General features: G+C 71.8%; 27 protein-coding genes. 9 read left to right on the top strand and 18 right to left on the bottom strand.

The genetic code is table 11. The features are described 5' to 3' along the window. Positions 1–10 precede the first annotated feature (10 nt). The 3 genes from ACG83_RS31675 to ACG83_RS31665 all read right to left on the bottom strand — a co-directional run bounded on the left by ACG83_RS31675 (position 11) and on the right by ACG83_RS31665 (position 3,492). Positions 11–898, bottom strand: a complete 888-nt coding sequence (locus tag ACG83_RS31675; protein WP_054569913.1) for an SDR family NAD(P)-dependent oxidoreductase — start codon at positions 896–898, stop codon at positions 11–13. After that, complete coding sequence (locus tag ACG83_RS31670; protein WP_054569912.1) at positions 895–2,229, bottom strand: cytochrome P450; 1,335 nt, start codon at positions 2,227–2,229, stop codon at positions 895–897. The genes ACG83_RS31675 and ACG83_RS31670 overlap by 4 nt, the downstream gene beginning before the upstream one ends. A gap of 357 nt (positions 2,230–2,586) precedes the next feature. Continuing rightward, entirely contained in the window at positions 2,587–3,492 is a 906-nt protein-coding gene (locus ACG83_RS31665) for a TIGR03564 family F420-dependent LLM class oxidoreductase (protein ID WP_054569911.1), read from the bottom strand. A gap of 87 nt (positions 3,493–3,579) precedes the next feature. On the opposite strand from ACG83_RS31665, the gene ACG83_RS31660 reads away from it, so the two are divergent. Then, positions 3,580–4,218 (top strand): TetR/AcrR family transcriptional regulator, encoded by a 639-nt coding sequence (locus ACG83_RS31660; protein ID WP_054569910.1) that lies wholly within the window; start codon positions 3,580–3,582, stop codon positions 4,216–4,218. Between the two features lie 106 nt (positions 4,219–4,324). On the opposite strand, the gene ACG83_RS31655 is transcribed toward ACG83_RS31660, so the two are convergent. After that, positions 4,325–4,660 (bottom strand): hypothetical protein, encoded by a 336-nt coding sequence (locus tag ACG83_RS31655; protein ID WP_054569909.1) that lies wholly within the window; start codon positions 4,658–4,660, stop codon positions 4,325–4,327. A gap of 452 nt (positions 4,661–5,112) precedes the next feature. Between ACG83_RS31655 and ACG83_RS31650 the strand changes: the two genes are divergently transcribed. Further along, on the top strand, positions 5,113–5,817 hold the full coding sequence (locus ACG83_RS31650) for a nitroreductase family protein (protein ID WP_054570014.1): 705 nt from the start codon (positions 5,113–5,115) through the stop codon (positions 5,815–5,817). A gap of 159 nt (positions 5,818–5,976) precedes the next feature. Beyond that, positions 5,977–6,876 carry a hypothetical protein gene (locus ACG83_RS31645; protein ID WP_054569908.1) on the top strand — a complete coding sequence of 300 codons (900 nt, stop codon included), beginning with the start codon at positions 5,977–5,979 and terminating at the stop codon, positions 6,874–6,876. Between the two features lie 52 nt (positions 6,877–6,928). Here ACG83_RS31645 and ACG83_RS31640 read toward each other — a convergent pair whose 3' ends face one another. The 8 genes from ACG83_RS31640 to ACG83_RS31605 form a co-directional block, all read right to left on the bottom strand. After that, on the bottom strand, positions 6,929–7,312 hold the full coding sequence (locus ACG83_RS31640; protein ID WP_235498312.1) for a hypothetical protein: 384 nt from the start codon (positions 7,310–7,312) through the stop codon (positions 6,929–6,931). A 68-nt stretch (positions 7,313–7,380) separates the two neighbouring features. Then, on the bottom strand, positions 7,381–8,577 hold the full coding sequence (locus ACG83_RS31635) for an SfnB family sulfur acquisition oxidoreductase (RefSeq protein ID WP_054569907.1): 1,197 nt from the start codon (positions 8,575–8,577) through the stop codon (positions 7,381–7,383). 128 nt (positions 8,578–8,705) lie between these two features. Continuing rightward, positions 8,706–10,139, bottom strand: a complete 1,434-nt coding sequence (locus ACG83_RS31630) for an HNH endonuclease signature motif containing protein (protein ID WP_054569906.1) — start codon at positions 10,137–10,139, stop codon at positions 8,706–8,708. A 276-nt stretch (positions 10,140–10,415) separates the two neighbouring features. After that, complete coding sequence (locus ACG83_RS31625; protein WP_054569905.1) at positions 10,416–11,192, bottom strand: SDR family NAD(P)-dependent oxidoreductase; 777 nt, start codon at positions 11,190–11,192, stop codon at positions 10,416–10,418. Between the two features lie 22 nt (positions 11,193–11,214). Then, positions 11,215–12,342 carry a dihydrodipicolinate reductase gene (locus tag ACG83_RS31620; protein ID WP_235498311.1) on the bottom strand — a complete coding sequence of 376 codons (1,128 nt, stop codon included), beginning with the start codon at positions 12,340–12,342 and terminating at the stop codon, positions 11,215–11,217. A 67-nt stretch (positions 12,343–12,409) separates the two neighbouring features. Continuing rightward, the gene (locus tag ACG83_RS31615; RefSeq protein ID WP_054569904.1) at positions 12,410–13,159 is read right to left on the bottom strand and encodes an enoyl-CoA hydratase-related protein; all 750 of its coding nucleotides are present in this window, start codon (positions 13,157–13,159) and stop codon (positions 12,410–12,412) included. A gap of 105 nt (positions 13,160–13,264) precedes the next feature. Beyond that, positions 13,265–13,690: a hypothetical protein gene (locus tag ACG83_RS31610; protein WP_054569903.1), complete on the bottom strand. Its 426-nt coding sequence runs from the start codon at positions 13,688–13,690 to the stop codon at positions 13,265–13,267. A gap of 216 nt (positions 13,691–13,906) precedes the next feature. Beyond that, the gene (locus ACG83_RS31605) at positions 13,907–14,500 is read right to left on the bottom strand and encodes a TetR/AcrR family transcriptional regulator (RefSeq protein WP_054569902.1); all 594 of its coding nucleotides are present in this window, start codon (positions 14,498–14,500) and stop codon (positions 13,907–13,909) included. Between the two features lie 160 nt (positions 14,501–14,660). Here ACG83_RS31605 and ACG83_RS31600 point away from each other — a divergent pair, with 160 nt between their 5' ends. Beyond that, positions 14,661–15,851, top strand: a complete 1,191-nt coding sequence (locus ACG83_RS31600; protein WP_054569901.1) for an acyl-CoA dehydrogenase family protein — start codon at positions 14,661–14,663, stop codon at positions 15,849–15,851. After that, on the top strand, positions 15,848–16,606 hold the full coding sequence (locus ACG83_RS31595; RefSeq protein ID WP_054569900.1) for an SDR family NAD(P)-dependent oxidoreductase: 759 nt from the start codon (positions 15,848–15,850) through the stop codon (positions 16,604–16,606). The genes ACG83_RS31600 and ACG83_RS31595 overlap by 4 nt, the downstream gene beginning before the upstream one ends. Positions 16,607–16,683: 77 nt before the next feature. Here the strand turns inward: ACG83_RS31595 and ACG83_RS31590 are convergent, their stop codons facing one another. The 3 genes from ACG83_RS31590 to ACG83_RS31580 are packed head-to-tail and all read right to left on the bottom strand — an operon-like array spanning position 16,684 to position 19,186. Further along, positions 16,684–17,331, bottom strand: a complete 648-nt coding sequence (locus ACG83_RS31590) for a TetR/AcrR family transcriptional regulator (RefSeq protein WP_054569899.1) — start codon at positions 17,329–17,331, stop codon at positions 16,684–16,686. A gap of 23 nt (positions 17,332–17,354) precedes the next feature. Then, complete coding sequence (locus ACG83_RS31585; RefSeq protein WP_054569898.1) at positions 17,355–18,431, bottom strand: nitronate monooxygenase family protein; 1,077 nt, start codon at positions 18,429–18,431, stop codon at positions 17,355–17,357. After that, positions 18,428–19,186, bottom strand: coding sequence for an enoyl-CoA hydratase family protein (locus ACG83_RS31580; protein WP_054569897.1), 759 nt, complete (start codon positions 19,184–19,186; stop codon positions 18,428–18,430). Before ACG83_RS31580 ends, ACG83_RS31585 begins: the two co-directional genes overlap by 4 nt. 155 nt (positions 19,187–19,341) lie before the next feature. On the opposite strand from ACG83_RS31580, the gene ACG83_RS31575 reads away from it, so the two are divergent. From ACG83_RS31575 to ACG83_RS31560, 4 genes are all read left to right on the top strand, one after another. Continuing rightward, a complete protein-coding gene (locus ACG83_RS31575; protein WP_054569896.1) occupies positions 19,342–20,253 on the top strand; it encodes an SDR family oxidoreductase in 912 nt (303 codons plus the stop codon). Positions 20,254–20,263: 10 nt separating this feature from the next. Then, positions 20,264–21,049: a MaoC/PaaZ C-terminal domain-containing protein gene (locus tag ACG83_RS31570; RefSeq protein ID WP_054569895.1), complete on the top strand. Its 786-nt coding sequence runs from the start codon at positions 20,264–20,266 to the stop codon at positions 21,047–21,049. Between the two features lie 186 nt (positions 21,050–21,235). Beyond that, positions 21,236–22,183: a TIGR03619 family F420-dependent LLM class oxidoreductase gene (locus tag ACG83_RS31565; RefSeq protein ID WP_054569894.1), complete on the top strand. Its 948-nt coding sequence runs from the start codon at positions 21,236–21,238 to the stop codon at positions 22,181–22,183. Positions 22,184–22,222: 39 nt separating this feature from the next. Then, positions 22,223–22,993 (top strand): SDR family oxidoreductase, encoded by a 771-nt coding sequence (locus ACG83_RS31560; protein ID WP_152991581.1) that lies wholly within the window; start codon positions 22,223–22,225, stop codon positions 22,991–22,993. Between the two features lie 91 nt (positions 22,994–23,084). Here ACG83_RS31560 and ACG83_RS31555 read toward each other — a convergent pair whose 3' ends face one another. From ACG83_RS31555 to ACG83_RS31545, 3 genes are read right to left on the bottom strand one after another with little or no spacing between them, the layout of a single operon-like run. After that, positions 23,085–23,873, bottom strand: coding sequence for a CoA-transferase subunit beta (locus tag ACG83_RS31555; protein WP_054569893.1), 789 nt, complete (start codon positions 23,871–23,873; stop codon positions 23,085–23,087). Next, on the bottom strand, positions 23,870–24,748 hold the full coding sequence (locus ACG83_RS31550; RefSeq protein WP_152991580.1) for a CoA transferase subunit A: 879 nt from the start codon (positions 24,746–24,748) through the stop codon (positions 23,870–23,872). Before ACG83_RS31550 ends, ACG83_RS31555 begins: the two co-directional genes overlap by 4 nt. 55 nt (positions 24,749–24,803) lie before the next feature. Then, positions 24,804–25,949 (bottom strand): acyl-CoA dehydrogenase family protein, encoded by a 1,146-nt coding sequence (locus ACG83_RS31545; RefSeq protein ID WP_054569892.1) that lies wholly within the window; start codon positions 25,947–25,949, stop codon positions 24,804–24,806. Positions 25,950–25,951: the final 2 nt, after the last annotated feature.

The raw sequence follows: 25,951 nt of genomic DNA, 5'->3' as shown, positions 1-25,951 counted from the left end.
TGTGCCAGGCTCAGCCGGTCGCGGTCGCGGTCGCGTCGGCGTCCGCGGGCGGTGCGTCCTCCTCGAACGTCATCGCGACCCGGGACAGCGTGCCGCCGTCGGTGGCGGGCACCACCACTCCCGACATGTAGGCCGAGTCGTCACTCGCCAGGAACAGCGCGACCTTCGCGTTGTCCAGCAGCGACGGCGGGCGGCGCAGCTTGAGCGGGATCGGTGACACACCCGGGTTCCACGGGCCGGCCACCTCCTCGTAGGACTGGCCGACGACCGGCGAGCCCGACGGCATCAGGAAGTTCGGTGACATGCCGTGCGTGGGCGCCAGCGCGTTCACCCGGATGCCGAACTTCCCGAGATCGAGGGAGAGGCCGCGGACCAGCCCGTTGACCCCGGCCTTGGTGGCCGAGTACAGGGAGATGCTGTGGTAGGCCACCAGGGACGCCGCCGAGGAGGTCACCACGATCGCGCCGCCGCCGCGTTCCCGCATCGGGCGCACCGAGTGCTTGCACGAGAAGAAGACGCCGCTGAGGTTGACCCCCAGCACCTGCTGCCAGTCGGCCTCGGTCAGGTCCTCGAAGGCCACCGGCTCCCCGCCGGCGACCGACGGAACGCCACCGCGGGACACGACGCCGGCGTTGGCGAACATGATGTCCAGGCCGCCGAACTCCTCGACGGCGGTCGCGACCGCACGGGCGACGTCGGCCTCCACCGACACGTCGGCGGTCACCGCCAACGCCTTGCCGCCCTGCTCGGTGACGAGCCTGACCGTCTCCTCGGCGCGGTCGGCGAGAATGTCGACCACGACGACCGAGGCGCCTTCCTGCGCGAACAGCAGGGAGCTCTGCCGGCCGAGCCCGGAACCGGCCCCGGTGATGACTGCGACTTTTCCTGCGAGCTTCATACCTGCACCTCGGTCACTTCGACGTCGACGTTTCCAGGGGCGTTCTGGGTTTTTCCAGGGGTTTCCCGCTCCGGGCCGAAGGTGATACCCATGCGCTGGAAACCACGCACCTGGCTCGGGAGAATGACGGGCGGATCGGCCGGGTCGAGGGCGTAGTCCGGAATGCGGCGGTGAATCTCCTCGAGCGCGATGCGCAGCTCGATCCGGCCCAGATGGGAGCCGATGCACCGGTGTGGGCCCGAACCGAAGGAAAGGTGCCGGTTCGGGGTGCGGTTGATCCGCAGCTCGTCCGGGCCGTCGAACTGCTCGCCGTCGCGGTTCGCCCCGCACAGCATCACCAGCAGCTGGTCGCCCTCGCGCAGCGCGACCCCACCCAGCTCGGTGTCGTGGCGCACCCGGCGGCCGGCCGACACCGCCGCCTCGTAGCGCAGCACCTCCTCCACCGCGTTCGGGATGAGCCCGGGATCGTCGACGAGCAGTTTGCGTTCCTGCGGATGGGCCGACAGGTGCATGAGCGCCCAGCACAAAGAGCCGCGCACGGTGTGCAGCCCGCCGATGAGAAGGAGCAGGAAGACCCGGCGCAGCTCGTCGTCGTCGAGTGGCCGCTGGGCACCGTCGGCGGTCACCATCGCCTGCATCACCTGGGCGGTGACGTCGTCGCTGTCCGCCGGCGCGCCCCGGCGTTCGTCCACCATCCGCTGGAAGTAGCCGAACAGCGACATCGCCGCCTCGGTGCGCGAGCCGACAGCCTGCTCCGGGGTGTCGCCCGGGCGGCCGTTGAGCAGGATCTCCGTGGCCTCGGCGAACATCGAGGCGTCCGACAGCGGCCAGCCGAGGAGCTCCAGAAAGACCCGGGTCGGCAGCTGGTGGGCGAACTCGGCGACGTACTCGCAGCGCCCCCGGGCGGCGAAGTCGTCGATCAGCTCGTTCACCGTCCTGCGGATGCCCTGCTCCAGCACCTTTATCCGGCTCGGGCTGAAAAGCGGTTGCAGGGCGTGCCGGTAGAGGGTGTGCTCCGGCGGATCCAGCTCCAGCGGGATGAACTTCCCCTGCCCGGCGTCCACCAGGTTGTTGGGGTAGCTGGAGAAGGTCTCGTGCTCCCGCAGCACCCGGTGCACGGCATCATAGGAGGTGACCACCCAGTGGCCGCCGTAGGCGGTCGAATAGACGACCGGCCCGCGCCTCGCCAGCTCGGCGACCTTTTCCTGCATGCGGTCGACCGGCATTGTTAACATCGGATCATAGACGTCGAAATCCACTACCAGGTCGGGCGGGACGTCCGCCAGTTCAGTGACCACGACGCTGCGCTTCTCCTTCCGGCCAGGCGGCATTTCCGCGGGCGGGGACGAGCCGGGCGCGGAAAGTCGTCGAGGCGTTCCGCGGGGGAGGGGATTCCATCACTCCGTACCGGGGAAACGTAAACCTATTGGCTGTAGGTTAGCGGCCGGCTGACAGGCGGTCAACCCTGACGGTCCCCGGCCCGACGGCGGTCGAAACGATCTTCGATCGATCCTGGCCCGTCCGGCACCGGCCGGGATGACCGGTGCCGGACGTGATCGGATCCGCCGGGCGAGATCAGGGTCCGGCGGACCCGGCCGGGGCCCGCCAGGCCTGGTGCCACGGCCCCGGCCCGCGGCCTCCCCGCGCGGCTATCGGTCCGAATGCGGACAACACCCTCGGAAGCGGGCTCAGACCTGTGTGGCGAGATCGGAGAGCAGGGCGAGAGTGCGTTTCCGGGTCGGTTCGTCGCCGAACAGGCCGACCACCAGATCGGTGGCACCGGCAGCGGCGAAACGCCGAATCTCGCGTTCGACCTCGCGCTCGTCCCCCACCGCGGCGGTTTCGTGCACGCCGGTCAGGCCCTGCCGATCCAGCAACGCCCGATAGCTCGGCAGCTCGGCCACGAAGCCAAGCTGCTCCGAAAGCGTCTGCAACGCACCTGGCCGGTCGTCGGTCACAGCGGCGAGTACACCCGCGACGACGCGGGGCGCGGGGCGGCCGGCAGCCGTGGCGGCCGCGGTGACCGCGGGGGTGATCGTCTCCTCCAGGTGGCGCGCACCGGTCCAGACGGTGATGGTGCCGTCCGCGAGCTCGCCGGCGAGACGCAGCAGCTTCGGTGCCAGCGCCGCGAGCAGGACGGGTGGCGCCGACGTGCCCGGTACGTCCACCCGGCCGACGACGGTGAGTGTCTCGCCGTGGAATTCGACGTCCTCGCCGTGCAGCAGTGGGCGCAGCGCGGTGAGGTACTCGCGGACATGCCGGGCCGGTCGGTCGAACGAAAGGCCGAACTGCCCCTCGACGATCGGTCGGTGCCCTGGGCCGATACCCAGCACGAACCGGTTGCCGCTGGCCGCCTGCGCGGTGAGCGCCTGCCCGGCCAGGACAAGCGGGTGCCGCGGGTAGGTCGGGACGATCGCCGTACCGATCTCGATGCCGGGTACCCGCCCGGCGCACAGCGCCGCCGCGGTAACCGCATCCCAGGATGCGAGCTGGCCGAAGTGGGCACTGGCCAGCCCGGCGTCGGCGGCCTGGCGGACCTCTCCGACCAGCGCTTCCAGACCTGGACCGTCGGCTATGTGGACACCGAGACGCATGCGTTCGCCCCTAACCTGAACAGGAACCTCAGCTTCTGGCTGTGAGTGTAACCTGAACCTGCGGTTCCGCATGGGGAGGCGATCAAGGTGCGGTCGGATGCGCGGCGCAACCGGGAGCTGATCGTTTCCGCGGCGCTGGCGGTGATCGCCGAGCGCGGGTCGTTCGCGTCGATGGACGAGATCGCGCGGGTCGCGGGTCTCGGCGTCGGCACCCTCTACCGGCACTTCCCGGACCGGCAGGCGCTGCTTGACACCATCACCGTCGACACGCTCCGTGAGCTACATGCCGTCGGTCAGCGGCAGGGCGTCGGCAGGCCGCGGAGCCCCGAGCTGAACGAGCTGAACGAGCGGAACGGGGCCCGTGCGGGTGCCGCCTGGGCGGCGCTGCGAGAGGTCGTCGACCACTGCACCCACGCGCCACTCACCCTGATCAAAACCCTGAACGAGAGTGCGAGCGACGAACCCGAGATCGCCCGCCTGCTCGCCGATGTCAACGAGATGCTGGTGGGAATCGTCGAGGCGGCGCAGGCCGAAGGGACGCTTCGGGACGACATCGCGTCGGCGGAGGTCGTCCAGGTGATCAGCGTGGCGGTATGCCGACCCGGTGCCCGGCCCGACGACGCGCTCACAACCGTTCTCATGGACGGCCTACGCGTTCGCCGGCCCGAAACCGAGGCCGGACCGGCACCGGCACCGGCGGTAGCGCTGACATCGGCGGAACACTGAGCGGACCAGCCGGAATCCCCCGTTCGCCTCAAGGTGCCGGGGGCCCGGCCCGTCCGAACAGCGGAGGGTTCTCGTCGTTCCCGCGACCGGAATCCTCCGCTGTTCGCTACTGCGGCTTGTTGCTCTTGTCGAACATCCGGGCGAGGTATTCGGTGCGCAGTACGCCGCGGCCGTCGGCGCCGATGTAACCGACGTCCCGGGTGAGGTACCCATCCGGATAGTCGTAGCCGGCGGCGGTGATCTCGCCGTTGCGGGTCCACCAGGCTTTGCGATGGGTGTTGCAGCGGTCGCAGGTGTGGACCACATGGTAGGCACGCGCCTCGCGGTCCCAGGTGGCGCTGTGCGGTTGCCAGCGGTGACCCATGGTGCGGCATTCGACGAAACTGACGGGCAGGTCGCGTGCCCAGGACTCGATGCTGCGACGGGGAGCCTGCTCAGGCACGACGGGGACATCCTCTCTGACGCACTGCGTGCGGGACGGGTGAAGCGCGTGAAGCGCGTGGGGCGTGTGGGGCGTGTGGGGCGGGCAACGGCCGTCGGGCATCCGCCGGCGATGTTCCGTGGGGTGATCCTGCCATCCGGACGGGTCCACGTGCCTGCCCATTGCTCCCCTTAGGGGCAGGCCTGTGACCTGCTCGGACGCCTTCGGATCGGTTCCGTCGCGAAGGCGTCCCGCCGGCCGGCGTCCGCCGGTGTCCCGGTGGGCTTCAAACGACCTGCCGGTCGGCATGCTCATCCGCCATCCCCTACCCGCCAGGGCTACCGTCGTGGCGGGTAGGGGATGGCGGCGTCACGGCCGGGTGGACGGAGGCGGGTGGCATGCAGTCGAGTGGCACGGGGCCGAACGGCCTGGAACCGGGTGGCGGTGACCCGGGTGGCGGTGACCCGGGTGGCATGGGCCTGCGCGAGGCGATGCGCACGTCGGGCGCGGAACGAACGTTCACCGAGGAGCCGGTACCGGACGAGGTGCTCGCCCGCGTGCTCGACGACGCCCGGTTCGCCCCCAGCGGTGCCAACGCGCAGCCGTGGACGGTGATCGTCCTGCGTGACCCGGAGATCCGCCGCGGTGTTCGCGAGCTTTCGGTGCTCGGCTGGCGCGAGTACCGGGCGCAGGTCAAGGCCGGGCTGCGCCCGTTCGCGCCCGGGCCGGACGGCCGCTGGCACGGCCCGGGTGTCGACCTCGCCGAGGCCGCGGCGACACCCCAGCCGATGACGTTCATCGACAATCTCGACCGGGCGCCCGTGCTGCTCGTCCTGTGCGCAAGGCTGACCGCCCTCGCGGTGGCGGACGTCGACCTGGATCGGCAGAGCATCGTCGGTGGCGGGTCGGTCTACCCGTTCGCCCAGAACGTGTTGCTCGCCGCGCGGGCCGAGGGGCTCGGTGGGGTCCTGACGACCTTCCTGGTGCGCCGGGAACCGGCAGCGGCGAAACTGCTCGCAATTCCCGCGGACCATGCCATCGCCGGTGTCATCGCCCTCGGCTACCCCCAGCGCCGGGCCACCCGGCTGACCCGCCGCCCCGTCGAGGAGTTCGCCCGCCTCGACACCTTCGACGGCCCGGCGTTTCCCGGCCCCGCCAGCCGCGGGACGACCCTGTAGGCGGGTCGATGGCAGCCTCTGCCGTCAATTCGTTGCGCCGGCCGATCCGCGGGCCGGAAAATGCTGTCGGCAAGCAACAGGTTGGGGGCGGCGGGTTTCGCGTCGGGGCCATCGGCCCCTCGCGACGGGTGAGCCGCGCGGGAAGTGGGGGAGCGCACCATGACGCCGACGCCCGAGGCGGATACGCCGAGCACGGCACGGCCGTCGCGCTCCTTCATCGAAGACGCAGCCATTACCCAGTACCTCGTCTCCGACCAGCGCTGCCTGATGGTCATGCCGGTCAGCGACGCCGTCAGATCCCCCCGGGGCACCATCTCGGCGGGAATGGTCCTGACCGTCTTCGACGTCGGCGCATCACATCCCGCCATCATCGCCGGCCGGCCCGACTGGACGGCAACCCAGGACATCTCGCTGCACGGCGCGGAGCCGATCACCGAGGGCCCGATCGTGCTGGACAACCAGCTTGTCCGGGTCGGCAAGAAGATCATCATCGCATCCGCGGCCGTCTACGACGGGCACGGGCTGGATGACGCCGACAAGCTCGCCCGCCTCATCGACCAGGCCGGGCCGTCGGTCGTCCCCACCGGGCTGACCCGGGCCGGCAGCGGCCTGCTCACCTTCGCGCGCCTCCCCCGGGCAGCGGCGCCCGGCATGGACGACTACGACCCGGGAAACTGGATCGGGCAGGTCCACCGCCCCGCCGCGGGCGGCCCGGTCGAAGGCTCCCTGTACGAACGGATGGGGCTGGAGCTCGTCGACGCCCGCACCGGCCAGTTCGACCTGGAACGCACGCCGTTCGTGACCAACAGCATCGGCACGATCCTCGGCGGAGCCCTGGCCGTCATGGTGGAGGCCTCGGCCGAGGCCCTGTGCCCCGGCCTGGTGGCGACGGACCTGCAGATCCACTACCTGTCCCAGGTGCGGACCGGCCCGGCCCGCACCGCCGGCACCGTCCTGCGGGACGCGGGCGACCACGCGGTGGTGACGGTGCGGGTCACCGACGCCGGCCACGGCGACCAGCTCCTCGCCCTCGCCACCGTCACCCTGCGAAAGGGCTAGCGAGAAAGATCACCCGCGCCGGCGTCGGCCGGGGGCGTTGCTGTGGGGCAGGTCAGGACGGGCGGAGAAAACTCCGGACGTCGTCGAGTCCATCCAGGGCCCGACCGTCCACGTCCGACGGATCCAGCTCGGCGCGTGCCGCCAAGGAGTGCACCAGCGCGACTGCCTCGTCGCCGAGATGCCCGAACCGCCGAGCGGTGTGCCCGAGGCACAGCCCGCCGAGCCCGAGCAGCGGGCTGCCGGCCACCGCCCGGGTCCCGACCTGCACACACCAGTGCTCGACGAACTCCCTGTCGGCGCCGTTCAGGGCGATCCCGACCAGAGCGTTCGCCGCCGCGGGTTCATGCGCCCGATCCGCAAGCGCCCGCTCCAACGCCTCGACCACCGCGTCCCGCGGCAGTGCAGGCGGGTTCTCGAAGATCGGATGTGATGGCACGCCGCGAGACTACGCATTCCCACCCGCCACGTCTCCCGGACCGCGACCTACGCGAGCGCCCCTGCGCGTCAGAGCTGACCGTGTCGCGGCGGCCGGGTGCCGGACAGCAGCCAGCGGCCGATGTGCTGGACCTTCCAGCGCGTCGGATCGTGCAGGGTATGCGTGCGGGCGTCCCGCCAGTGGCGGTCCAGGCCCAGGGCGGCGGACGCCGATCGGGTCCCGCCGAGCTCGAACAGGGCGCCGGCCACCTCGACCGCGGCCCTGGCGGCGGCGACCTTGGCGACGGCGGTGGCGATCGACGCCCTGGCGGTGCTGTCGTCGGTCGGTTCGGCGTCGGCGGCGTCGATCGTGCCCGCTGCCTCGCGCAGCAGTGCCTCGGCCGCGCGCACCGTGATCTCCAGCTCGCCGGCCTGCTGGATCACCAGCGGCTCGGCGGCGGCGCTCGCCGCGCCGGACTCGAACCACGGCCGGGCCTTGCCCACCGCGGCGACGGCCGCGTCGAGCGCACCACGGGCGATGCCGGCGTCGAGGGCCGCGTGGAGGACCTGCGCGCGAGCACCGTAGGTGGTGGGGCGGTCGAAGATCGAGGTGAAGGGCACGATCTCGGCCGTATCGACCGGGACGCCGCGCAGATGGACGGTGCCGCTCGCGGTGGTCCGCTGCCCGATGCCGTCCCAGTCGTCCTCGACGGTGACACCCGGGGTGTCGCGGCTGATGTAGGCGAGCGCCTTGCTGCCGTCCTCCAGCACCGCCCGCACCACGAGATAGTGCGCGAACAGTGCCCCGGTGCAGTAGAACTTGTCGCCGTCGAGGAGGTGGCGCGTCCCGTCCCGGCGCAGGGAGGTGGCGTCGTCGGCCACCGTGCGGCCGCCCTTCTCGGACTGCGCGTTGGCGAAACGTGCCCCGGCGAGTGCCGCGGTGAAGAAGCGCTCCTGCTGCTGCTCCGTCCCCTGCCGGCGTAGCGCGTCGAGGAAGACGAAGTGGCTGTGCGGGATCTGCGCGAGGCTCGCGTCGGCGGTGGCCAGTACCCGGAAGACCTCGGCGAGCGTCGTGACCGGGACGTCCGCGCCGCCGAAGCGTGCCGGCACCGAGATCGCAAGCAGGCCGGTGGCGGAAAGCCGCTCCACCTCGGCCGCCGGGAGCTCGCGGTCACGGTCACGTTCACCGGCCCGGGCCGCGAACTCGGCCGCGAGCTTGCCGGCGACCTCCTCGGCCTCGGCTGAGTCGCGGATGACGTGCGCGGGGCGCCGGCCGCGTTCGGTCATGGGTGGCCTCCGTGGGGGTGGGCCGCCTCGGCCGGCAGGATGCCTTGGCAGCAGGAGGCATCGATCAGAACACGCCTGCTATGCCGGGCACGCCCCCTGATCGGATAGGCGACTGCTGATCAGAGCGATCACGCGACGACTACGTGGTCCTGGAGGAGTACGAACAGGGATTCGCCGAGGTTGAGCCGGCCGCCGTCACGGGTGGTGACGGCGGCCGGTGCGACGTGCCCGGTTCTGTCGGCGAGCGCGGCGGTGGGCCGTTCCCCGGGGGTCACCGGTGGTGCGGGCAGGAGGGTCCGGCCGTCGGGGAGCAGCGCGACGATCGTTCCGTTGCTGGTTCTGCGGAGCACGATGCCTTCCTCGTGGAGGTGGCGGTGGTGGGTGCCGCAGACGAGGGTGAGGTTGTCGAGGTCGGTGCGGCCGCCTTCGGCCCAGCCGGTGAGGTGGTGGATGTTCAGCCAGCGGGTGTGGGCACAGCCCGGGTACTGACAGGTGCCGTGGTCACGGGCGTGCACGGCGGCCTGGAGACGGCGGGTGGGGAACCGGTGTCGCCGGCCGAGGCGGAGCGGGTTGCCGTGCGGGTCGGTGAGCAGGGCCTGCACCAGACCATCGCAGCCGAGGCGTTGCAGGACGGCCGGGGGAAGCGTCGCCGGCGTGGCGGTACCGGTCACGGTGGTGCCTGACCGCAGGTCGGTGGGGCGCAGGTGCAGGACGAGAGAATGCGCGGGCCGGAGGAGCCCGGGTGCGCCGTGGTGCAGGAAGCTTTCGGCAAGCGCGACGAGACCGTCGGCGTCACGCTGACACCCCGACCCCGATCTCTCTTCCGGTGCTGGTTCCGGTTCGGGGTGTTCCAGCGCGGTGGGTTCCGGCGTGCCTGGTTCCGCGGTGCCGGGTTCGGTGGTGGCGAGGCTGTCGCGGGCGGCTTCGATCGCCGCGACCAACTGGGCGCCTTCCTCGGCGGGAAGGACCGCGGTGAGGTGGACCATGCCGTCCTCGTCGGTGCGCCAGGACACCCGGCGGGCGGCCCGTATCCGGGCCTGGTCGTCGGGGTCGGCGCTGCGTTGCCGGTAGGCGCGGACCAGGGTTTCCAGGGCGCCGGCGGTGCAGTGCTCGGCGTGGTTGAGCCAGGTCCGCTCGGTGTCGGGGCGGGCGACCCGGGTGATCGCGCGGACCTTCGAGTACGACAGCGTTCCCGCCGTGAACGCCGCCCGGATCGCGGGAAGCTGTTCCAGGGCGTGCGCGGTCGCGAGATGATCACGGGCGGTGCGCGGGCTCAGCCCGCACCGCCAGGACAACCAGTGCGCGCAGGACCGCATCCCGATCCCCGACCAGCCCGAACGCCGATCGAACGCTGCCAACAGGCCGAGCCAGGCACAGGTCGCGGCCGCGATCCGGCCCGCCCACTGGCAGATCGCGGTCTCCAACTCGGCAACAGGGACGGCGTCAGGATCCACCGAGAAACCAGCAGCGTCCGCAGCAGCATCGGTAGCGGCGGCATCGGCATCGGCATCGGCAGCGGCGGTGGGGGTGTCGTAAGGAGGAACACCAGCAGTGTCGATCATGAAGTCACCGGGCCAGGGGTGTCGTCGACCAGTCGGACCCGCGCATCGTCACACCAGCCACCGACAGTTCTCACAACTCCGGCCCAACTCGACTCCGGCCGTGGCGACGGCGGCCCGGCCGCGACCACCGTGACGGGCGTGGGGCGGTTCAGCGGAACCGTCTCGACGCGCCCGAGCACCGGGGCTGGCCGGCGGAAGCGGCACCGGCCATCGGCTCCGGACGTGCCGAGGTGCTGTTCCGACGGCGTTGTTCCCAGACTGCGGCCGGTTCGGATCTCACTGCGCGAAGGAGATACCGCCGTTGAGTGGATAGGTCTGGCCCGTGATCCAGGAAGCCTGCGAGCTCGCGAGGAACACCGCCAGCGCGGCGACGTCCTCGGGCAGGCCGGGGCGCCGGATGGCGTAGCGGGCCATCAGCTTCCCGGCCGTCGGGTTGTCGGGGTCGGACCAGGTCTGTTCGGTCACCGGCGTGCGCATGGTGCCCAGTGAGATGTTGTTGACGGTGATGCCGTGGCGGCCGTTCTCCAGCGCGAGGGCCCGCGTGAGCCCGGCGGCACCCGCCTTCGCCGTGGCGTAGGCGGCCATGTTGGCCTCGCCGGTGCGGCCCGAGTCCGAGATGATCGTGATCACCCGGCCGAAGCCTCTGGCAATCATCGCCGGCAGGGCGGCCCGGCAACAGTGCAGGACTCCGTAGAGGTTCACCCGCAGGAACGGCTCCCAGTGCGCGGGTTCGGTGTCGACGAACCTCGCCAGGCCCGACCAGCTTTCCGCCCCCGCGTTCCCGGCGTTGTTCACCAGGACGTCCACCCCCGCGAGCGCGTCGACAGCCGCGGTGACGGCCGCGTAGTCGGTGACGTCGAACGGGCTCCCGAGCGCGCTGCCACCGGCCGCCGCGATCTCGTCGACGACCTCGGCCACGCGCTCGGGCCGAAGGTCGTTCACGACGACCTCGGCGCCCGCGGCGGCGAAACCGAGGGCGATCCCCCGGCCCACGCCCTGGCCGGCGCCGGTGACGAGTGCCCGGCGGCCGGTGAGATCAAGCTCCATCGTCATGGGATGATGTTTCCCCAGTCGCTCAGGCCGGTGCCGTGCGGCGCACGTTGCGGCTGACGGGATGGCCGATGTCGCGCGGGCCGAGCAGGCCGGGCCGGGCGGCGCAGACCGCCGGGATGGCGTTCACGAGCGGCATGGCCGTGCTCTTCCCGGCCATGACGAGCCCGCCGCGCATAAGGCTGCTGCTCGGGTCGCTCGGGTCGCCTGCGTCGGATCCGTGCGGACGGCTCGACACCTGGTGCTCGAGGGTGAACGACGGGCGGCCTTCGACCTCGATCCGGAACGCGAACACCTCCGGGCCGAAGGGGGCCTTCCACTGCGGGCCGGCGCCCATGCCGACCCGGTCGACGTGCTCGACGACCGCGACCGGACGTCCGCCGTTGAGCGCCTGCAGCTCGAATCGGATGACGGAGGCGGTGCCGGCCCGGACGACACCGAACCCGGTCGTCACGTCGTGGTCGAGCGAGTCGGACTCGTAGACGATGTTCCAGTCCTCGATCTCGACGCCCATCGCGTCGCAGAGCACCTTCAGGGTCGGCTCCCACATCTGGCGCAGGAAGCCACCCTTGACGAGGATCGGCTCGAAGCCGGGGGCCTGGCCGAACCCGAAGTACTCCCGGCAGACGTACTCCGCCGTGTAACCGCCCCAGTAGCCGAGCTCGCAGACCCGGATGCACTCGACCTCGTCGGCCATCCGTAACGCGGCGAGGGCCAGGTCCGTGGTCGCCCAGCCCGGGTCCGAGCCGGAGAAGTAGGCGCTGCTGTTCCCCCGGGCGCAGGCGTCGTGGACGTGGGCGAACCGCGCCGGCACGTCGGCGGGGTAGCCCCAGGCGAAGATCGAGGCGGTGACGGCGTTGACGCCCGCTTCGAGGAAGCGGCACACGTCGTTCGCCGCGTCGACCTCACGCCCGATGCTGTCGCTCTGGTACGACAGGCAGTCCGGCGCCAGGTCGAGGAGCTCGTCCCAGTCGTTGGTGGCGATGACACCGGTCGCGGGGCGCCTGACGAACTCGCCGGCATCTTTGCCGATCTTCTCCGGGGACTGGACGAACATGCCCACCAGTTCGAGGTCCGGGTGGTTGAGAATGCCGTCCAGCGTTGCTCGGCCGATCAGTCCCGTGCCGCTGTGAACCACCCGAAGCGTCACCATGCCTCCTCCGTCGAACTCCAGGAGCGAGAGCCTAGTAAATATTTAGATGTTTTGTAAGTCCCCCGTGTTACTCGCCTTTCCAGGTGGGTGGGCGGCGTTCGAAGAAGGCCGCCAGGCCCTCGGTGAGGTCGGCCGTCTTCAGCAGCTCCGCGTGGGTGGCGTCGCTGTACTCCCAGCTTGCGGTCTCGTCGGGCGCGACCTCCCGGTGGGCGGTGCCGAGGGCGGCGCGGACGGCCAGCGGAGCGTTCGCGACGATCCGCTCGGCGAGGGCGAGCGCGCCGTCCAGGGCGGCGCCGGGCTCGGTGAGGTGGTTGACGAAGCCGAGCCGTTCGGCGCGTTCGGCGGTGAGGTTGTCGCCGGTGGCGAGCATCTCGTTGGCGATGTTGCGGGGCAGTACCCGGGTGACCCGGAACGCGCCGCCGAAGTCGGGCATCAGCCCGCGCTTGACCTCGGGGAGCCCGAACTGGGCGGTGCGGGCGGCGACGACCATGTCGCAGCACAGCACGAGCTCGACCCCGCCGCCCAGCGCCAGCCCCTCGACCGCGGCGATCATCGGCTTGACCCGCCGGCGGTGGATGATCCCGACGAGCCCGCCGCGTTCGGTGGGCTCACCCGGACCGGTGGCGAGATCCGCACCCGCGGAGAACATCCTGGGGCCGCCGGTGAGAATGCCGACCCACAGGTCGGGGTCGTCCTCCAGCTCGTTCATGGCCTGGTCGATACCGGCGGTGACCTCGGCGTTGAGCGCGTTGCGCTTGTGCTCCCGGTCGATCCGGATGATCAGGACCCGGCCGTGCCTGCTGGTCACGACACTCACTGCGCCACCGCCTTCAGAGCCGATGTCATCGAATATTCGAAATCCAACCTTCGGATCGTCGAAAACTTACGATGGCCGCGGGTGGGGGTCAAGCCGGGCAGGAGGTCAGATGGCTGGTTCCGGTGCGGGAGCGGGCGCGGACGGTGTGGGCGCGGACGGTGTCTGCGTGGCGGTGCGGGAGCGGCGGGCGCTGGAGGCCGACGGGGATGACGAGCGCTTCGACGCCGGCTTCGAGGCGGAGGCGGGGGGCGTGGCCGCCGCGGTGTCCTCATCCGTGGCGTTGTTGTCCTCCACCGCTGTCCAGGCCGTGTCGAGCCGGCCTGAGCGGGGCGCGTCGACGACCTGGCCGTAGCCCGCGTATTCGTCGAGCACGGCCGCCATCTCGTCTCGGCACTCGTCGCACAGGTCGAGCCGGACGAGCTTGCCGTCGTAGGCCAGTGCCACCGACCTCTTCGCGGCGGCCTTGTCCGTGGGGTGGCGGCCGGTGTTGTCGCACCAGATGTTGATGATCGAGATCACTTCCCGCACCATCGGTATCCCTCCCGTTGTCTCTGCCTGCCCCCGGCGGGCGTTGCCGTGGCGCGCGGCGGCCTGCTGACCGCCTCGTTCACGGCGAGCAGTGATCATGACGGGCCGAACAATACTCCCCGGCTGCGACAAGTCGGGACGTCGCACGAAGGCGGCGACGAGAGCGGGAGACGGCAGGCGCCGAACATCAGGCGCCGGGTGCCGGACGAGGTGTGGTGGTCAGTTGCCGGTGCCGGTGCCCAGGCCGTTGAGGACGAGGTCGGTCAGCTCGCGGTAGGCGTCCGCATGGTTGAGGCCGGTCGCCGCCGCGATGTCGCCGCGCTGGATTGCCGTCATCACCTGGGTGACGGCCGCGCCGACGAACGCCGCGTGGGCCGGGCGCAGGACCCCGGCGGCGACACCTTCGTCCACGAGCTCGCGCACCCGGCGGGCCGCGTGGACGGTGTTCTCCTGGTAGACCGCGTCGGCGGGCGCGAAGGCGGTGAGGTCGGCGTAGAACGCCTCCGACGCCGGTTTCAGCTCGGCGCTCACGCCGAGCAGGTAGCCGCGCAGCCTTCGCACCGGATCGTCGGAGGCGGCGACGAGCGTCTCGATGCGTTCCGCCGCGGTGCGGAAGTAGTGCCGGACGGTGGCGACGACGATCTGCTCCTTGCTGCCCGCCACCAGATAGAGCGTGGTCTTGGAGCAGTGGAGGCGTTCGGCGAGCATCGCGAGGCTGAAGGCCGAGAACCCCTCGCGCAGGAACAGCGTCGTCAGCTCCGCGAGCAGCTCCTGCCGGCGGAGGTCGGTGCGCGCGGGCGGCAGCGCCCGCATCCGATCCGCCATCACCGCAGCGTACCAGGTGCCGGGTACCAGAATGGGTACCGTGGTACCGTCACAGGTATCGAGCGGTGCCGCGGAACCGCCCGATGCCGAGGCGTCCCCGTCGGGTGGCCGCTGCCAGGTAGATCGACCGATTAGCCCTGAGGTGACCATGCCCAATCGTCCGGTCGTGCCCACCGCCGAGGCCGCGGAGCTGATCCGTCTCGCCCGCGACCTGGCCGAGCGTGAGCTCGCCCCCCGCGTGGCCGACGCCGAGCGGGACGCCAGCTTCCCCCGGGACCTGTTCCGCCTGCTCGGCGGTGCCGGGCTGCTCAGCCTGCCCTACGCCGAGAAGTACGGCGGCGGTGGTCAGCCGTACGAGGTCTACCTGCAGGCGCTCGAGGAGATCGGCGCCGTCTGGGCGAGCGTCGGGGTCGGCGTGTCGGTGCACGCGCTGTCGTGCTTCCCGCTGGCCCACTTCGGCAGCGAGGAGCAGCGCGAGCGGTGGCTGCCGGAGATGCTCGGCGGCGACCTGCTCGGCGCCTACTGCCTGTCCGAGCCGCATGCCGGCAGCGACCCGGCCGCGATGCGCACCCGTGCGGTCCGTGACGGCGACGACTATGTGATCAACGGCGCCAAGGCCTGGACGACCCACGGTGGCGACGCCGACTTCTACACCGTCATGGCGCGCACCAGCGACGAGCGGCGGGGGATCAGCTGCTTCCTCGTGCCGGCGGGCACGCCGGGCCTGTCCGCCGACCCGCCTGAGCACAAGATGGGCCTGACCGGCTCGAACACGGCCACGATGCGGTTCGACGCGGTGCGGGTGCCCGCCGAGCGCCGGATCGGCGCGGAGGGTGAGGGCCTGTCGATCGCGCTCGCCGGCCTGGACTCGGGGCGCCTGGGTATCGCCGCGGTGGCGACCGGGCTGGCCCAGGGCGCGCTCGACCACGCGGTGGCCTACGCGAAGGAACGGGAGGCCTTCGGCAAGGCGATCATCGACCATCAGGGCCTCGCCTTCCTCCTCGCCGACATGGCCGCGGCCGTCGGGTCCGCGCGCGCGACCACGCTGGCCGCCGCGCGGCTGCGTGACCTGGGCCTGCCGTTCGCCACCGAGGCGAGCATCGCCAAGCTGGTCGCGACGGACAACGCGATGAAGGTGACCACCGACGCGGTCCAGGTCCTCGGCGGATACGGCTACACCCGCGACTTCCCGGTCGAGCGCTACATGCGGGAAGCCAAGGTGATGCAGATCTTCGAGGGAACGAACCAGATCCAGCGCATGGTGGTCGGCCGCGCGCTCGCGGCCGGTCGCCCCGCCACCGTCCACATCGCCGAACGCACATCCGGAGCCGCGCAATGAAGCTCACCGACACTGCCGCCATCGTCACCGGCGGCGCTTCCGGTCTGGGGGCGGCCACCGCCGCCGCTCTCGCCGAGAAGGGCGCGACCGTCTTCGCGCTCGACCTGCCGTCGTCCATCGAGAAGGCGCCGTCGGTCACCGGCGTCCAGTACCTGGGTGCCGACGTGACGGACCCCGCGCAGGTCACCGCGGCGGTGGAGGCGGCGGCAGGGGAGGGCCCGCCGCTGCGCACGGTGGTCAACTGCGCCGGGATCGGCCCCTCGCAGCGCATCCTCAGCAAGGGCAAGTCGCATGACATCGACCTGTTCGCCAAGATCATCCAGATCAACCTCGTCGGTACGTTCGCGGTGCTCTCCACGGCCGCGCGAGTGATCGCCACCACCGAGCCGGACGAGAACGGCCAGCGCGGGGTCGTGGTCAACACGGCTTCCATCGCGGCGTTCGAGGGCCAGATCGGGCAGGCCGCCTACGCCTCCTCGAAGGCGGGCGTGGTCGGGCTCACCATCGCGGCCGCGCGTGACCTCGCCCAGTACGGAATCCGGGTCTGCACCATCGCCCCGGGAATCGTGGAGACTCCGATGCTGGCCACGGTCTCGGACGAGTTCCGCGCCGGTCTCGCCGCGTCGGTGCCGTTTCCGAAGCGGCTCGCCCAGCCACATGAATACGCGCGGCTGGCGCTGTCGATCATCGACCAGGACTACCTCAACGGCGAGGTGATCCGCATGGACGGCGCACTGAGAATGGCTCCCCGCTGAGGCCGGAGGAGCTCATCGCCCGCTGGCGGACGAGGCCGGGCCGGTGTCAGGCCGGGCCGGTATAGGCCGAAACGGTGTCAGGCCGAAACGGTGTCGTCCGCCAGCAGGCCGCTGTGGAGCAGCAGCAGGTACTGGTCCGCGACGACGTCGTGCCGGAGCCTGCCTCGCGGCCGGTACCACCGGACGGAGGTCCAGACGGCGTCCCGGATGAAACGGTAGGTCAGCTCCGGGTCGAGGCCGGTGCGGAAATCACCGACCTGCTGGCCGGCGACGATGACGCCGACCCACATCTTCTCGATCTCCAGGCTGATCTGGCCCACGAAACGGAATTCCGGCACGCCGGCGAGCGCGCCGGACTCCTTCTGGTAAAGCGCCACCGCGTGCGGCTGCTGATGGATGGTGGCGAAGCTCCCGCGCACCAGCTCGTCGAGCCTGGCCCGCGGTGGACGGTCCTGGGCGACGACCTCGGCGAAGCGGCCGCGCAGGTTCTCCATGAAATCACGGAGGATTTCCGCCAGCATCGCCTCCTTGGAGTCGAAGTGGTGGTAAAGGCTGCCGGAGAGGATTCCGGCCTCGTCGCCGATATCGCGCACCGTCGTCTGCGGGAAGCCCCGGGTCGCGAAGAGCTGTGCCGCTATCGCCAGGATCTCCGCGCGCCGGGCGGTCCCGGTGCCCTCGGAGACCGTGCGACGCCTGGTCCGCGGCTCCGGTCGAGTCGCGCTCACGAAGCCGATCCGTCCCTTCTGGTTCAGTGCTCCGAGACCAGCGTGGCCGCGTTGGCTGTGAGGCGTTCGACGGCCTGACCGACCACCAGGTCGATCAGCTCCTGGCAGCTGGGCAGATCGTCGATCAGGCCCACGACCTGGCCGGAGGCCAGCATGCCAGCGCCGAGGTCGCCCTCGACGAGACCGGCGCGCAGCAGCATCGGCGTGTTGGCCGCGAGGACCAGCTGCGCCCATGAACGATCGCCGGCACGCTTCATCCGCCAGCCGTCGCGGACCAGCCCACCCCAGGACTGCCCATTCAGGCGCCGGAACTGCCGGGTGCGGTGCAGCGTCGCCCAGAGTCGCCGGGCCGTACCGGTGTCCTCCAGGGATCGGATGAAGTCCGTGCGCAGCAGCCGGTGCGGCATGCCGTCGGCGCGGGTGGTGACGACGGTTCCGTCGAGGCCGTAGCTCAGGTAGTGGCGTTTGACCGGTTCGGGCACGGCGCTGTCGCTGGTGAGCAGGAAGCGGGTGCCCATCCCGATGCCGCAGGCGCCGTAGGAGAGCGCGGCGGCCAGCCCGCGGCCGTCGAAGTAGCCGCCGGCCGCGACGACCGGGATGTCGACCGCGTCCAGCACGGTCGGCAGGAGCAGCGTCGTCGGGACCGGCCCGGTGTGCCCGCCGCCCTCGCCGCCCTGGACCATCACCAGATCGGCGCCCCACGCGGCCACCTTCTTCGCGTGCCGCGCGGCGCCCACCGACGGCATGACCACGACGCCGTTCTCCCTGAGCCGGGCGATGAGTTCCGGCCTGGGCGCCAGCGCGAAGGACGCGACCCGTACGCCATGCCGGATGAGGAGGTCGACGCGTTCGGTGGCGTCACCGGCGTCGGCGCGGAGGTTGACGCCGAACGGTGCGTCGGTGCGTTCCCGGACCTTGCGGATGGCCTGGTCGAGCTCGTCCAGGGTCATCGTGGCCGACGCGAGGATGCCGAGGGCGCCGGCGCGGGCGACCGCGCTGACCAGGCGCGGCCCGGCGACCCAGCCCATGCCGGTCTGCACGACGGGATGGCGCACGCCGGTGAGGTCGGTCAGGGCGGTGCGCAGGCGCTGGGCGGTCATGCGCGCGGCAACCGGGCGTTGTCGACGAACTCGTCGCGGTGCTCGTCGGCGACGCCGGCGAGGTTCAGCTCGAAGGTGAAGCCCTGCTCGAAGCGGTAGCTGCGGTTGACGTCGACCGGGTCGATGCCGTTGAGGGCCTCCTTGGCGGCCCGGATCACCCGGGGGTCCTTGGCGGCGATCTCGCGGGCGACGGTGAGTGCGGCGTCGTCGAGCTGACCGCGGGGGACCACCTCCAGCACCGAGCCGTGCTGGACGAGGTCGGCGGCCCTGATGGTGCGGCTGGTGAAGTACAGGGTGCGCATCAGGTGCTGGGGCACCAGCCGGGCGAGATGGGTGGCCGCGCCGAGAGCGCCGCGGTCGACCTCGGGCACGCCGAAGTAGGCGTCGTCGCTGGCGACGACGGTGTCGCTGTTGCCGACCAGCCCGACGCCGCCGCCGAGGCAGAACCCGTGGACGGCCGCGATCACCGGGACGGGGCATTCGTAGACGGCCCTGAAGGCCGCGTGGCAGCCGCGGTTGGCGCCGATGAGGGCGTCGAAGCCGGCGGTCCGCTGCATCTGCTTGATGTCGACACCGGCGTTGAAGCCGCGGCCCTCCGCGCGCAGCACGACGACGCGGGCGTGGTGTGTCTCGGCGGCGGCCCGGAGGGCCTCGGCGACGTCGTACCAGCCCTGGACGGGCAGCGCGTTGACGGGCGGGAAGTTCATGGTGACGACGGCGATCGTGCCGTCCAGCAGGTTGGTCGTGATGCCCATGAGCGTCTTCCTAACCTAGCGATTGCTTGGTAGCGTAGCAGTGTCCGCCGCGGTGGGAAGGCCTGCGCGGCAAGGACTGCACGGCACGCATGGGGCCCGTGAGAACACCCGACGACGGCGGACGGGAGTGGCGCTGGCATGAGGGGCATTCAACGGTGAGCGGCATTCTCCGGGGCCGGGTCGCGATCGTGACGGGCGCCGGGCGGGGGCTCGGCCGCGAGCACGCGCTGGAGCTGGCCCGCCAGGGCGCGGCGGTCGTGGTGAACGACCTCGGCACCTCCGGTGCGGGTGAGGGCGCGTCGGCGGGCCCGGCCGAGGATGTGGCGAACGCGATCAGGCTCGCCGGGGGCATCGCGGTCGCCAACAGTGCCGACGTGGCCGACTTCGCGGCGGCGCAGCGCTTGGTGCAGCAGGCGATCGACACCTTCGGGAGCCTGGACGTCCTGGTCAACAACGCCGGGTTCGTGCGGGACCGGATGCTGGTGAACACCACCGAGGCGGAGTGGGAGGCGGTGCTGCGGGTCCACCTCACCGGGCATTTCGCGCCGCTGCGCCAGGCCGCGGCGTACTGGCGGGCCCAGGCAAAGGCCGGGCGGGTACGGGCGGCCAGGGTGATCAACACATCGTCCGGTGCGGGCCTGCAGGGCAGCGTCGGCCAGGGAACCTACTCCACGGCCAAGGCCGGGATCGCCGCGCTCACCCTGGTCGCCGCCGAGGAGCTGCGTCCGTACGGGGTGACGGTGAACGCCATCGCGCCGTCGGCGCGCACCCGGATGACCGAGGGGCCGTTCGCGCAGCGGATGGCCGCGCCCGCCGACGGTTTCGACGCCATGCATCCGGGCAACGTCTCCCCGGTGGTGGCCTGGCTCGCCAGCGTCGACGCCGCCGATGTCACCGGGCGCCTGATCGAGATCGAGGGTGGCCGGATCTGCGTCGAGGAGGGCTGGCGGCACGGGCCAGCGAAGGACCTCGGCGCGCGGTGGGACGCGGCCGCGGTCGGGGGCACGCTGCGCAGCCTGCTGGCGCAGGCCGCGCGCCCCGAGCCGGTGTACGGTGCCCGCGGATGAGGGCCCGCGGATGAGCGCCGGTGACTGGCGCGGGCGGTTTCTCGGGGAGCGGACGGTCGGGTGGACCGACCGGGACGTCATCCTGTTCGCGCTGGCCGTCGGTGCTCGGGCCGACCAGCTTGACCTCGTCTTCGAGGAGCGGCTGCGGGTGCTGCCGCCGTTCGCGCTGACGCTGGCCCAGTGGGCGCCGGACCAGCTCGGCGCGGCGGGCGCGTTCGAGGTCGGCACGACGCTGCACGGCGCCCAGCGGCTGGAGGTGCTGGCGCCGTTGCCGACCGAGGGCGAGCTGACCATGGCGGCGCGGGTCGGTGACGTGTGGGACAAGGGCGGCGCCGCGGTCTTCGAGATCGTCGTGGAAAGCGCGTACTTCGTGGCTACCTGGTCGCTGTTCGCGCCTGGGGCGGGCGGTTTCGGGGGCGCACGCGGCCCGGGGCGGCCCCCGTCGCCCGCTGCTGAGCCGGCCTGGGCGGGTGAGCTCGCCGTCGCGGCGAATGCCGCGGTTCTTTACCGCCTGCTGGGGGACAGGCACCACATCCACGTCGACCCGGCCGCCGCGGCGGCGATCGGGCAGGAGCGGCCGATCCTGCATGGGCTGGCTACTCTCGCCGCGTCGACACTCGTCGTCGCCGCGCGGGCCGGGGCACATCCGGCAGACCTCACCCTGGTGGAGGGGCGTTTCGCCGGGCCGGTCCTTCCGGGCGAGACCCTGGCGCTGCGCGGCTGGACTGATGGCGGGTTCGACGTCCGATCATCGCGGGGCCCAGCACTCGACGCCGGCCGAGCGCTGTTCGGCTGACGGCGCTGCGGGTGTCCGCGGTGCCCCGGTTCGTTTCGCGGTTCCGCGGTTCCGCGGAACCGCCCAGGTGTCACGGACGGAGAGCCACCGGCGGGAGGTGCGTTGCTCGCGGTTCTGCGGAACCGCCCAGGGCGTCATCGGAGAACCGTTCATGCGGGAATGCGGAATGCGAGGTGGAAAGGCTCCATGAAGTTCGATGTCATCCTGCCGGGCACGAGCCATCTCCCGGACATGTATCCCTGGGCCCGGCACCTCTCCCCGCCGCAGATGCGCCAGATGCTGACGGTGCTGGACACTCTCGGCTTCGCGAATGTGTCCGTCTCCGAGCATCTCGGCATGCCGGACGCCGAGGTCGGGCGACTCGGGCCCTACTGGCAGGACGCGCTGACCGTGCTGGCGTTCATCGCCGCCGCGACCGAGCGGATCCGCCTCGACACGGCCGTACTCGTCCTGCCCTATCATCATCCGCTGCGGCTGGCCAAGGCGTTGGCGACCATCGACGTCCTGTCCGGGGGACGGCTCGGGGTGTCGGTCGGGGTCGGCCATGCGGAGGCGGAGTTCACCGCGCTGGGCGTCCCGTTCACCGAACGCGGTGCCATCGCGGACGAGATCCTCGCGGCCCTCGACGCGCTCTGGAGCAGCGATCCGCCCCGCCATCAGGGAAAGCGTTTCGCGATCGAGGGGCTCGCGATCGAGCCGAGGCCGACCCGGAAACCGCGCCCGCCGATCCGCGTCGGGGGGAACTCCCGGCCGGCGCTGCGCCGGGCGGCCCGGTATGACGGCTGGCAGCCCAATCCGGTCGGCTTCGAGGCCACCGGGATTCCGCCGCTGCTCGACTACATCCGGGCCCAGCCCGACTTCGCGGGCAAGGAGCAGACCTTCGACGTCAACTGGCTCAAACCGCCGGCCGGCGTCGAACCGGCCGGTGGGTTCACCGCCGCCGGCCCCGGCGAGCGCCGGGCCTACCGCGAGCGGCTCCTCGAGGCGTATACGGAACAGTATCCGGCGCTGGGAATCACGCGAACCTCCGTCGAGCAGCCGCGCGGGGTCGACTCCCTGGCGGAGTACCTCGATTTCCTCCGGTGGTTCGCGGCGGAGATCATTCCCGCCGTGCCGGGGCGCGGCGCTGAGTGAGATCGATTCCGTCGGGCGCAGCGGAGGGAGAACAGCACGGTGTCCTTCACCATCGACATGTCCGGGAAGGTCGTCCTGGTCACCGGCGGCAGTCGCGGGGTCGGTGACGGGATCGTCGAGACGTTCCTGCGGGCCGGCGCCGAACTGGAGATCTGCGGTCGCCGGACCCCCGGCTCGCTGCGTGAGGTCGCCGGGCGCCGGCCGCATTTCAGCCCGGTCGACGTCCGGGACGCCGCAGCGGTCCAGGCCTGGGTGGCCGACATCGCCGAGCGCCGCGGGCGCCTCGACATCGCGGTCAACAACGCGGGGGGCTCCCCGTACGCGCCGCTGGCGACATCGTCGGCGCAGCTGTACGGCAAGATCGCGCAGTTGAACTTCATGGCGGCGGTGCATGTCGCGCACGCGGTGCATCCGCTGCTGGCCTACGCGGGGGAGGGCGTGCTGCTCAACATCACCTCGATCTCGGCGCGCCGGCCGAGCCCGGGCACCGCCGTCTACGGCGCGGCGAAGGCGGCAGTGGAGAGCCTGACCGGCAGCCTGGCGGTCGAGTGGGCGCCGCGGATCCGGGTGAACGCGGTGCGCTGCGGCATCGTCGCGACGCCGGGCTCGATGGACCACTACGGTGACGCCGAGCAGGTCGCCAAGGTCGCGGCCACGATTCCGCGCGGGGTCCTCGCCACCCCCGCCGAGGTCGGCGCCGCCTGCCTGCTGCTCGCCTCGCCGCTGGCGAGCCATGTCACCGGCGCCGTCCTCAACGTCGACGGCGGCGGCGAATGGCCGGCGTTCCTGCAGCACACCCCGAACGGCTGAAAACCCCGAAAGGCTGAAAACCCCGAAAGGCTGAGAACCCCGAAAGGCTGAGAACCCCGAAAGGCTGACGCACCCCGCCCGAGAGCGGTCCTCAGCCGGGGACCTCGCGGTCGCGGGCCGCGGTCGGGTCGATGACGGTGCGGATGAGCTCCAGCTCGTGGTCGTCGGGCAGCCGGGTGGTGCCCGCCGCGGAGGCGTCGAGCTCGAAGCCGGTGTTGGCCGCGACCTCGTCCGCGCTGACCCCGGGGTGCAGGGAGCGGACCCTCATCCGGCCCCGCTCGTCGTAGTCGAACACGCCGAGGTTCGAGATCACCACACCGAGGTTGTGGAACCGCAGCGAAGTGCTGGTGTGTGCCCGCGCGCGGTCGTTGCCGACGCCGGAGACGACGTCCACGGCCGGGACGAAGACGCGGGCGGTGTGCCTGGCGACCCAGTAGTCGGTGCGGTGGTTCACGGTGTTGCCGGGCGCGCCGCGGACCCCGATCAGCGCCCGTTCCGGTCGCCGCCAGTCGCCGATCGCGGAGATGTTCTGGTTGCCGTACCGGTCGACCTGGCTGGCCCCCATCATGCTGTGGCGGCGCCCGGAGCTCAGGATGTCGAAGATCCGCCGGAAGGGCACCCAGCCCTCGATGGTCCCGCCCGCGGCGGCGGTCCGGCCGAGCGGTGGCGGATCGCTCATCAGGAAGGCCTCGCCGTCGGAGAGAACCAGGTCGGGGGAGTGGGTGAGCCGGGCGAGCCGGACGCCGACGGCGGGGATCGTGCCGACCGCGTGGGCCAGCACCTCGCCGGCGCCGCGCCAGGCGTCGGCGCAGGCCACCGCGCAGATCTCGGCCCGGGTGGCGCCCGTCCGGCCGGCGCCCGTCCGGCCGGTCGTCGTCATGGCTTCCCTCCGGCGGCAGCGGCGCTCGCGCGCAGCTCCTCGACGGCCCCCTGGTAGCCGGCGTCGTCCACGGCGAGGAACCGTTCGGTGAACTCCCGCCAGGACTGCTCGTCGCGGGCCGCCCGTGCGTAGGCGGCCTGGAAGGGCTCGTCCCGGGCGTAGTCGGGTTCGCAGCTGGTGAAGTGGGCGCCGCCGGGGGCTTCGACGACGCCGGTCACGAACAGCCGGCTGACCAGCAATGACTGCACGGGGGCGGCCGCGGTCAGCTCGGCCGTGGCCACGATCCGCTCGACGCTGAGGTAGCAGCGGTCGGCGGCCATCGCGAACAGGTCGTCGAAGTACGGGTCCGGGCCGAGGTACTGCCCGTTGCCGTGGACGTCGCCCCGGTTGAGGTGGATGAGCGACACGTCGAGGCGGATGCCGGGCACGGCGACGTACACGTCGTCGTCGTAGGGCGACGCGACCGTGCGCAGCTGTGGGTTCATGGCCATGACGTCGCTTTCCAGCCCGGCCCGGGTCGGCAGGAAGGAGAGCCGGCTGGCACCGGCGCGCAGCGCGGCGACGAACATCCCCTCGTCGTATTCGGACGTCGCGACGGAGCCGTTCTCGCGGGCGGCGCGGAAGTGCGGGTCGAGCGGGATGCTGTCGAGGGAGACGAAGCCGTAGACAACCCGTCGCACCCGGCCCGCGGCACACAGCAGGCCGACGTCCGGGCCGCCGAAGGAGACCACGGTCAGGTCCTTGATGTCGGTGCGCAGAAGGTCGCGCACCAGGGCCATCGGCTTGCGCCGTGAGCCCCAGCCGCCGATGCCGATGGTCATCCCCGACTCGATCTGCTGTGAGACGTCTGCCAGGGACATGGTCTTGTCCCGCACCTGACCTCCTCCGTCGGATGCATCGAGCTGTCGGTGTTGTCAGCGGGGGTCGTTGTCAGTGGGGGTCGTCAAGGAGCAGCTTCCGGTGCTCGTGGGCCTGGCCGAAAAGCTGGCCGGTGGCGTGCGCCCGCTTGAAGTAGAGCTGGGTGTCGTCCTCCCAGGTGATGGCGATACCGCCGTGCAGCTGGATGGACTCGCCGGCGACCGCCGCGAACGCCTCGGAGCACCACGCCTTCGCCAGTGCGGCCCGCAGTGGCAGGTCCGCGGGGTCGTGGGCGGCGGCCCAGGCGGCGGCCCAGGACATCGACCGGGATGTCTCGACCGCGACGAACATGTCGGCGGCCCGGTGTTTGAGCGCCTGGAAGGAGCCCAGCGGGCGGCCGAACTGGACCCGGTCACGCAGATGGCGGACGGTTCGGTCGAGTGCGCGCTGGGCCCCGCCGACCTGCAGCGCCGTGACCGCGGTCGCCGCGACGGCGTGCAGGTGGCGCAGCGCCGGCCCGACTCGGGCGTCCTCGGACGTCAGCGCGACGGCGGGGACCTGGTCGAAGGCGACGGTCGCGAGATCCAGGGTCAGGTCGAGCGCCCGGACGCGGATGCGGGTGACTCCGGGGCTGGCCGGGTCCACCTCGAACAGGCCCAGGCCGTCGGGGGTCTCGGCGACCGCGAGCAGGATCGCGGCGTATGAGCCGTCCAGGACCAGGGTTGAGCGGCCCGACAGCCGCCACCCGCCGTCGCAGGTACCGGTACTGGTACCGGTGTCGCGGCCGGCCGGTGTCGCCCGGACGCCCGCGCCGTCCGTCCGCCAGCGGCCGGTGCCGTCGGCCCAGGCGAGTGCCCCGACCGTGCCGTCGGCCAGCGCGGGCAGCAGTCGTTCGCGATGCTCGGCCCCGGCGGCGCCGAGCACCGCCTGCGCGGCGAGGATCGCGGAGCCCAGGTAGGGCGTCGGAGTCAGCGTCGCGCCGAGCTGCTCGAGGATCACGTGGCTTTCCAGCAGCGTCGCGCCGGCACCGCCGTACTCCTGCGGGATGGCCAGCGCGGCACCGCCGATCTGGGTGCACAGGGTCTTCCACAGGATGTCGTCGTAGCCGAGGTCGCTCGTGGCCGCGGCGCGGGTGCCCAGGGCGGCGGCCCGGCGGTCGACCAGCTGGCGGACCGCGCGGGCGAGCTCCTGCTGTTCGTCGCTGAGAGCGAGGCGCATGG

The sequence above is a fragment of the Frankia sp. R43 genome (genome assembly GCF_001306465.1).
GTDB lineage: Bacteria > Actinomycetota > Actinomycetes > Frankiales > Frankiaceae > Parafrankia > Parafrankia irregularis.
The sequence above is the reverse complement of the archived record's forward strand: the minus strand, read 5'-3'. Positions and strand labels throughout refer to the sequence as shown.

Coding starts and splice junctions, on each gene's coding strand:
- ACG83_RS31675 (WP_054569913.1), bottom strand. CDS start 898: ATGAAGCTCGCAGGAAAAGTCGCAGTCATCACCGGGGCCGGTTCCGGG.
- ACG83_RS31670 (WP_054569912.1), bottom strand. CDS start 2,229: ATGCCGCCTGGCCGGAAGGAGAAGCGCAGCGTCGTGGTCACTGAACTG.
- ACG83_RS31665 (WP_054569911.1), bottom strand. CDS start 3,492: ATGCGTCTCGGTGTCCACATAGCCGACGGTCCAGGTCTGGAAGCGCTG.
- ACG83_RS31650 (WP_054570014.1), top strand. CDS start 5,113: ATGGGCCTGCGCGAGGCGATGCGCACGTCGGGCGCGGAACGAACGTTC.
- ACG83_RS31645 (WP_054569908.1), top strand. CDS start 5,977: ATGACGCCGACGCCCGAGGCGGATACGCCGAGCACGGCACGGCCGTCG.
- ACG83_RS31635 (WP_054569907.1), bottom strand. CDS start 8,577: ATGACCGAACGCGGCCGGCGCCCCGCGCACGTCATCCGCGACTCAGCC.
- ACG83_RS31630 (WP_054569906.1), bottom strand. CDS start 10,139: ATGATCGACACTGCTGGTGTTCCTCCTTACGACACCCCCACCGCCGCT.
- ACG83_RS31625 (WP_054569905.1), bottom strand. CDS start 11,192: ATGACGATGGAGCTTGATCTCACCGGCCGCCGGGCACTCGTCACCGGC.
- ACG83_RS31620 (WP_235498311.1), bottom strand. CDS start 12,342: ATGGTGACGCTTCGGGTGGTTCACAGCGGCACGGGACTGATCGGCCGA.
- ACG83_RS31610 (WP_054569903.1), bottom strand. CDS start 13,690: ATGGTGCGGGAAGTGATCTCGATCATCAACATCTGGTGCGACAACACC.
- ACG83_RS31605 (WP_054569902.1), bottom strand. CDS start 14,500: ATGCGGGCGCTGCCGCCCGCGCGCACCGACCTCCGCCGGCAGGAGCTG.
- ACG83_RS31600 (WP_054569901.1), top strand. CDS start 14,661: ATGCCCAATCGTCCGGTCGTGCCCACCGCCGAGGCCGCGGAGCTGATC.
- ACG83_RS31595 (WP_054569900.1), top strand. CDS start 15,848: ATGAAGCTCACCGACACTGCCGCCATCGTCACCGGCGGCGCTTCCGGT.
- ACG83_RS31585 (WP_054569898.1), bottom strand. CDS start 18,431: ATGACCGCCCAGCGCCTGCGCACCGCCCTGACCGACCTCACCGGCGTG.
- ACG83_RS31580 (WP_054569897.1), bottom strand. CDS start 19,186: ATGGGCATCACGACCAACCTGCTGGACGGCACGATCGCCGTCGTCACC.
- ACG83_RS31570 (WP_054569895.1), top strand. CDS start 20,264: ATGAGCGCCGGTGACTGGCGCGGGCGGTTTCTCGGGGAGCGGACGGTC.
- ACG83_RS31565 (WP_054569894.1), top strand. CDS start 21,236: ATGAAGTTCGATGTCATCCTGCCGGGCACGAGCCATCTCCCGGACATG.
- ACG83_RS31555 (WP_054569893.1), bottom strand. CDS start 23,873: ATGACGACGACCGGCCGGACGGGCGCCGGCCGGACGGGCGCCACCCGG.
- ACG83_RS31545 (WP_054569892.1), bottom strand. CDS start 25,949: ATGCGCCTCGCTCTCAGCGACGAACAGCAGGAGCTCGCCCGCGCGGTC.